The sequence below is a fragment of the Variovorax sp. 01T439_2 genome (assembly GCF_056398445.1).
This window is the reverse complement of sequence record NZ_JBFTPJ010000242.1, coordinates 1-6690: the sequence shown is the minus strand read 5'-3', so window position 1 is coordinate 6690 and position 6690 is coordinate 1. Positions and strand designations below refer to the sequence as shown.

Sequence of the window (6690 nt, the reverse complement as noted above, 5' to 3'; positions counted from 1 at the left end):
GGCTCAGATCGCGTCGAGCGGAAAGACCGGCCTGCGCACCTTGGAGAACGGAAACAGGCCGTAGTCCGAACTGGTCACGCCCGGGCTGTCGCACTCCACCAGCGCAGCCGAGAGCGGCTCGAACACCGGCCGGCAGTACATGCGCGACTTGAGCAGCAGGAAGCGTTCCTTGCGCGGATCGAGCCCCGCGCATTCGAAGACGCCGATGTCCCAGGGCTCCTGCGTGCGCTCGGTCACCACGATGCGCGCCGCGCCGATATCGAACAGCACCGTGCGGCCCATGCTGCTGCGCTGGCCGGTGTAGGTGGGGCCGGTGATCACGTATTCGCCGTTGCCGATGGTGCGCACCGTGCCGGTCAGCGCCATGGGCTTCTTCGACAGCCCGATGCCTTCGAGCGACACCTTGTTGCCAAGGGCCACCGTCACCTCTGCGCCCTCGCCCGCCGCGATCAGCGCGGCCACCGCCTCCGGATCGCACAGCGGACCGACGCCGATGCCATCGAGCCCCTGCGCCAGCGCTTCCTGCAGCACGTCCATGGTGTCGCAGCTGCCGCCCGACATGCAGTTGTCGCCATGGTCGAGCAGCAGCACCGGGCGCGTCGCGCCCTCGGCGATAGCCTTGGCGCGCGCAATCGACTCGGCCAGTGGCTCGCTGCGGTAGATGAAGGCCTCGCGCTCGTCCCACATCTGCCTGGCGATCCGGTCGGCCGTGGCCTGCGCGCGCTCGGGCGCTTCGGCATCGACCACCACCACGCTCATGCAGGGCGCCTCGATGTCCGACAGCGAGAAGCCCGCAAAGATCGATACCGCGAGCGATTCCGATTTTTCGGCTTCGCGCGCTGCCTCGATGGCCCGCTGCATCGCGCCGGTGAACGAGGCGCTGCGCAGCGTGTGCGCCATCAGCGGCAGCGGATGCCAGCGCATCGCGGGCCTGCTGCGCCCTTCGAGCAGGTCGAACAGCAGGCGGCCGGCATGCGCGCCGGTCTCGTACATGTCGATGTGCGGATAGGTCTTGAAGCCGACGATCAYATCGGCATTGCCGACCATCGCGGGCGTGACATTGGCATGCAGGTCGAGCGCCACGCCAATGGGCACGCCGGGCGCCGCGGCGCGCAGCCGCACGAGCAGGTCGCCTTCGCCGTCGGCGCTGTTCTGCGCCACCATCGCGCCGTGCAGGTCGAGCAGGATGGCATCGCAGCCCGGCGCCGCATCGACGATGCATTGGGTGAGCGTGCTGTAGGCCCCGGCATCGACAGGCCCGCTCGGATTGGCCGAGGCCGACACCGGCGTGACCAGCGTGGCGCCGGCCTGCTCGGCCAGGTCGATGAAGGCCGACATCGCCGTGCGCATGCCCTTGTTGTCCCTGTAGGCCTGCGCTCCGAACGTGGGGCCGTCGGGCCCGAAGGCCGCGAGCGGCGTGGGCACCGGCGAGAAGGTGTTGGTCTCGTGGTTGAGCCTTGCGATCAGCACCTTCATGACGACGCCACTCCCGCGCTTTGCAGCATCGCCTGCAGCAGCACATTGCAGCCGGCCTCGAGGTGGCCGGGCTGCGCATCCTCGATCTCGTTGTGGCTGATGCCGTCGAGACAGGGCACGAAGATCATCGCCGTGGGGCACACGCGCGCAAGGTACACCGCATCGTGGCCCGCGCCGCTGATCACGTTCATCCAGGTCATGCCCTGCTGCTGCGCGGCCTCTCGAATGGCCGACACCAGCRCAGGCGTGAAGGGCTGCGGCGGAAAGTAGACGACCTGCTCCACCGTGGCCTCGACCTTGCCCTTGGCGGCGATGCGCTGTACCGCCTCCTTCAGCTCGGCGTCCATGGCCGACAGCACCACGTCGTCGGCTGCGCGCAGGTCGACGCTGAGCTTCACGCGGCCCGGGATCACGTTGCGCGAATTCGGATAGTTGTCGATCCAGCCCACCGTGCCGCGCGCATGCGGCGCATGGGCCAGCGCGATGCGGTTGACCTCGATCACCAGTTCGGAGGCCGCGAGCAGCGCGTCCTTGCGCAGCTCCATGGGCGTGGGGCCGGCATGCGCTTCCATGCCCTGCACCACCACGTCGTACCAGCGCTGGCCGAGCGCGCCCTCGACCACGCCGATCACGCGCTCGTTGGCCTCGAGCACCGGTCCCTGCTCGATGTGCGCCTCGAAATACGCGCCCACGGGCGAGGCCGCGGCCGAAGCCGGCGCGCTGCCCGCATAGCCGATGGAAGCCAGCGCCTCGGCCACGCTGATGCCGTCGTTGTCGCGCTGCGCGAGGGCATGCTCGAGCGTGAAGGCATCGGCGAACACGCCCGAGCCCATCATCACGGGCACGAAGCGCGAGCCTTCCTCATTGGTCCACACCGCAATTTCCAGCGGCGCTTCGGTCACGACCTTCGCATCGTTGAGGCTGCGGATCACCTCCAGCCCGGCCAGCACGCCATAGTTGCCGTCGAACTTGCCGCCCGTGGGCTGGGTGTCGATGTGGCTGCCGGTGACCACCGGCGGCCGCGTGTTGTCGCGGCCGGCGCGACGCGCAAAGATGTTGCCGATCCGGTCGACGCGCACCTCGCAGCCGGCTTCGCGCGCCCAGCGGGTGAAGAGGTCGCGGCCCTGGCGGTCGAGGTCGGTCAGCGCGATGCGGCAGACGCCGCCCTTCTCGGTGGCGCCGAGCTTCGCCAGTTCCATCAGCGAATTCCAGAGACGGTCGCCGTTGATGCGCAGTGGGGTGGGTGAGTTCATGGCTTTGCAAAAAGAAGAAGGGATGCGCGAAGCCTCAAGCAAGGCCCACGCCCAGATAGCGGTCTTTCACATCGTGGTCGGCCATGAAGGCGGCGTTGCCCGCCTCGTGGACGATCACGCCCTGCTCCAGGATGTAGTGGCGGTCCGCCAGCTGCACGCAGACTTCCAGGTTCTGCTCGACCAGCAGGATGGCCACGCCGGCCGCCTTGATGAGCTTGAGCTGAGCGACGATTTCCTCCACGATCACCGGCGCGAGGCCTTCGACCGGCTCGTCGAGGATCAACAGCCGCGGGTGGTTCATGAGCGCGCGGCCGATGGCCAGCATCTGCTGCTCGCCGCCCGAGAGCTGGCCGCCGCCGTTGCGGCGCCGCTCCTTCAGGCGCGGGAAGATGCGGTAGATGTCGTTCAGCTGCCAGGGCGAATCGCGGCGCTGGCCGAGCAGCAGGTTTTCTTCCACCGTGAGCAGCTTGAAGACCCCGCGGTGCTCGGGCACCAGGCACACGCCGCGCGTGGCAATGCGATGCGGCGGCAGGCCCGCGATGTCCGCGCCCCGGAAGCGCACGCGGCCGCCGGTGGGCGTGACCGCACCGGCAATGCCCTTGAGCGTGGTCGACTTGCCTGCGCCGTTGCGGCCCAGCAGCGTGACCAGTTCGGCCTCGCCGACCGTCATCGACACGCCCTGCAGCACGTGGCTCTTGCCGTAGTGGGCATGCAGCGCCTCGACCTCGAGGATATTGCCGCTCATGCCTTGCCCCCGGTGATCATGTTGCCCAGGTAGGCCGTGCGCACGCGCGCATCGGCCCGGATGTCGCCCGGCAGCCCTTCGGCCAGCACGCGGCCCAGCTGCATCACGGTCACGGTGTCGGAGATGTCCATCACGATGTTCATGTTGTGCTCGATCAGCACCACGGTGTGGGCGTCGCGCAGGCCGCGGATCAGCCGCTTCATGTCGTCGAGGTCGTCGATGCCCATGCCCGAGGTGGGCTCGTCCAGGAAGATGGCCTTGGGCTTGGCGGCCAGTGCCATGCCCACTTCGAGGCGGCGCTGCTGGCCGTGCGACAGCTCGCTCGCGGGCACGTCGGCCAGCCGCTGCAGGCCCACGCGTTCCAGCACCTCGGCCACCGTCTCGGCGCAGGCGCGTTCGCCGACCGGCGCGCGCCAGCAGTTCATGGCCTGGCGCGGCGCGATGCCCTGCGCCGCCACGCGCAGGTTCTCGCGCACCGAAAGGCTCGCGAACAGGCTGGTCACCTGGAACGAGCGCGCCATGCCGCGCTGCACGCGCTTGTGGTCAGGCTCATGCGTCACGTCGTGGCCGTCGAACAGGATGCGGCCGCCCGTGGTGGTGCCGGTGCCCGTGAGCATGTGGAACAGCGTGGTCTTGCCGGCGCCGTTCGGACCGATCACCGAGTGCACGGTGTTGCGCTTGATCTTCAGGTCGACCCCGCCGAGCGCGGCAAACTTGCCGTAGTGCTTGGTGACGCCAATGGCTTCGATGAGGATATCGCTCATGCCTGTTCTCCCTGCACGGCCGGCACCTTGGCGGCGGCCGGCACCTTGCGGAATACGCGCCGCCATGCACTCTCGCCCAGGCCCCAGAGACCGCGCTGCATACCGATGCTCACCGCAATCAGCATCAGCCCCAGCAGCAGCAGCCACCGCGGCCACAGCGTGGAGAGCCAGTCGGCCAGCAGCACATAGAAAGCCGAGCCCAGCACCGAGGCAAACAAGTTGCCGGTGCCGCCGATCACGGTGATGACCAGGATCATCTCGCTCGTGTGGTATTCAGCATTCGACAGCGGCGCAATGCCGGTCATCATGGCGTGCAGCCCGCCCGCGAGGCCCGTGACGGCGCCCGAGATCACGAAGGCCAGCAGCTTGAAGCGCTTGAGGTCGTAGCCCACCGCGGCGGCGCGGTCCTCGTTGTCGCGGATGGCCAGCAGCGTGCGGCCGAACACCGAATCGGTCACGCGCAGCAGCAGGCCGAAGGCGATGAGGAACATCACGGCCACGAAGGCGTAGTACTTCCAGGGCGTGTCCATGAAGGCGGGGCGCGGCACGTCGAGCAGGCCGTTGTCGCCACCCGTGAGCCCCGACGCGGTGTACGCCACAAAGTAGAACATCTGCGCGAAGGCCAGCGTGAGCATCACGAAGTAGGTGCCGCGCTGGCGGATCGCGACCCAGCCGACCACCGCCGCGCCCAATGCGCCCATGGCAACGGCCGCGAGCAAGGCAAGCGGCATCGGCAGCGAAAGCCGCGTGAGCAGGATCGCGATGGTGTAGCTGCCGAGGCCGAAGAAGATGCCCTGACCGAACGAGAGCAGCCCCGTGTAGCCCAGCAGCAGGTTGCAGCCCAGAGCCGCCAGCGCGTAGATCAGCACCTCGCTCGCGAGCGAACCCGAGCGCAGAACCAGCGGCAGGACCAGCGCAACGACGAGCGCCAAAAGGAAAGTGATTTTTTTGGGCATGGCGATGTTCATCCTCTGCGGCCGAGCAGGCCATGCGGGCGCAGCAGCAGCACGGCCCCCATCGCCACGTAGATCATCAGGCTCGCGCCCGGCGGCCAGATGGTGCTCATGAGGCTCTGCACGATGCCGATCAAGAGGCCGCCGACCAGTGCGCCGCCGAAGCTGCCGAGCCCGCCGATCACCACCACCACGAAGGCCACGCTGAGCGCCTCCACGCCCATGAAGGGCTCCGCGCCCCGGATCGGCGCGGCCAGCACGCCTGCCAGCGCCGCCGTGGCCGCACCCAGCGCGAACACCAGGCTGAACACGCGGAACACATTGATGCCGAGCAGCGACACCATCTCGGTCGACTCGCTGCCCGCGCGCACCGCGCTGCCCAGGCGCGTGCCTTCGAGCACCCACCACAGCAGCACCGCGAGCACGGCGGTGAAGCCGATCACGAACAGCCGGTACTTGGGATAGATGAAGCTGCCCCACATCACCACGCCCTGCAGCAGGTCGGGCGTGGCCACGCTGTTGCCCAGCGGCCCCCAGAACACGATGACGATCTCCTGCACCGCGAGCGCAAGGCCCACGGTCACGAGAATGTGGAACTCATGCGCCTTGGCATAGACGCGGCGCAGCAGCAGCTTCTCGGCCAGCCAGCCGAGCGCGCCCACGAACAGCGGCACCAGCACCAGCGCGGCCCAGAAGTCGAGCCCCCACTGCATGGCCTGGAAGCACAGGTACGCGCCCAGCAGGTAGAAGGCCCCGTGCGCAAAGTTCACGAAGCGCAGCAGGCCGAACACGATGGACAAGCCAACGGCCAGCAGGAAATACAGCATGCCGATGCCGATTCCGTTGATGGTCTGGAGCAGGTAGACGGTCATGGGCGCGTCGGTGTCCTTGGCGTGCTCAGGCCAGCTTGCAGCCGGTCTTGTCGAGCGGAAGGAAGGACTTGCCCGAACTCACCACGTCCACATAGTCGGCCGGGTTCTTCATCTTCGACTTGGCCTTGCCCTTGAGCAGGTAGTAGTCCTTGATGACCTGGTGGTCGGCCTTGCGGATTTCTTCCGTGCCCGTGAGCCCCTCGTACTTCATGCCTTCGAGCGCCGCGATGACAGCCTTCTGGTCCACGGTGCCGGCCTTGACGATGCCGTCGATCAGGATCTTGGTGCAGACATACGAGCCCGCGAGGCTGTAGTTGGGCACGATCTTGAGCTTGTCGGCCGTGAGCTTCACCAGGTCCTTGTTGAGGGTGGTGTCGGCCGTGTGCCAGTACTGCGCGCCAAAGTAGACGCCGTCGCACAGGTCCGCGCCCAGTTCGTCGAACTGCTCCAGGCCCGAGGCCCAGGCCATGAGGATCGTCATGTTCTTGTGCATGCCGAAGCTCACCGCCTGGCGCAGCGCGGCCGACGACTGCGCGCCGAAGTTCAAGAGCAGCAGCACGTCGGGCTTGGCGGCCATGGCGTTGGTCAGGTAGCCGCTGAACTCCTTCTCGTTGAGCGAGTGGTAGC

At 67.8% G+C, this 6690-nt stretch carries 7 protein-coding genes; all 7 read right to left on the bottom strand.

The window, feature by feature from the left end; genetic code table 11:
• Window positions 1-3 precede the first annotated feature (3 nt).
• Window positions 4-1476, bottom strand: a complete 1473-nt coding sequence (locus tag AC1DOC_RS13490; protein ID WP_478129921.1) for a M81 family metallopeptidase — start codon at window positions 1474-1476, stop codon at window positions 4-6.
• Complete coding sequence (locus AC1DOC_RS13485; protein ID WP_478129920.1) at window positions 1473-2729, bottom strand: Zn-dependent hydrolase; 1257 nt, start codon at window positions 2727-2729, stop codon at window positions 1473-1475. Before AC1DOC_RS13485 ends, AC1DOC_RS13490 begins: the two co-directional genes overlap by 4 nt.
• A 34-nt stretch (window positions 2730-2763) precedes the next feature.
• Window positions 2764-3474, bottom strand: a complete 711-nt coding sequence (locus tag AC1DOC_RS13480; RefSeq protein WP_307593936.1) for an ABC transporter ATP-binding protein — start codon at window positions 3472-3474, stop codon at window positions 2764-2766.
• Window positions 3471-4238 (bottom strand): ABC transporter ATP-binding protein, encoded by a 768-nt coding sequence (locus tag AC1DOC_RS13475; protein ID WP_018903107.1) that lies wholly within the window; start codon window positions 4236-4238, stop codon window positions 3471-3473. Before AC1DOC_RS13475 ends, AC1DOC_RS13480 begins: the two co-directional genes overlap by 4 nt.
• Window positions 4235-5194, bottom strand: coding sequence for a branched-chain amino acid ABC transporter permease (locus tag AC1DOC_RS13470; RefSeq protein ID WP_412510581.1), 960 nt, complete (start codon window positions 5192-5194; stop codon window positions 4235-4237). The genes AC1DOC_RS13475 and AC1DOC_RS13470 overlap by 4 nt, the downstream gene beginning before the upstream one ends.
• An 8-nt stretch (window positions 5195-5202) precedes the next feature.
• Entirely contained in the window at window positions 5203-6063 is an 861-nt protein-coding gene (locus tag AC1DOC_RS13465) for a branched-chain amino acid ABC transporter permease (RefSeq protein ID WP_012746725.1), read from the bottom strand.
• Between the two features lie 25 nt (window positions 6064-6088).
• A partial coding sequence (locus tag AC1DOC_RS13460) for an ABC transporter substrate-binding protein (protein ID WP_478129919.1) occupies window positions 6089-6690 on the bottom strand: 602 nt, incomplete at its 5' end.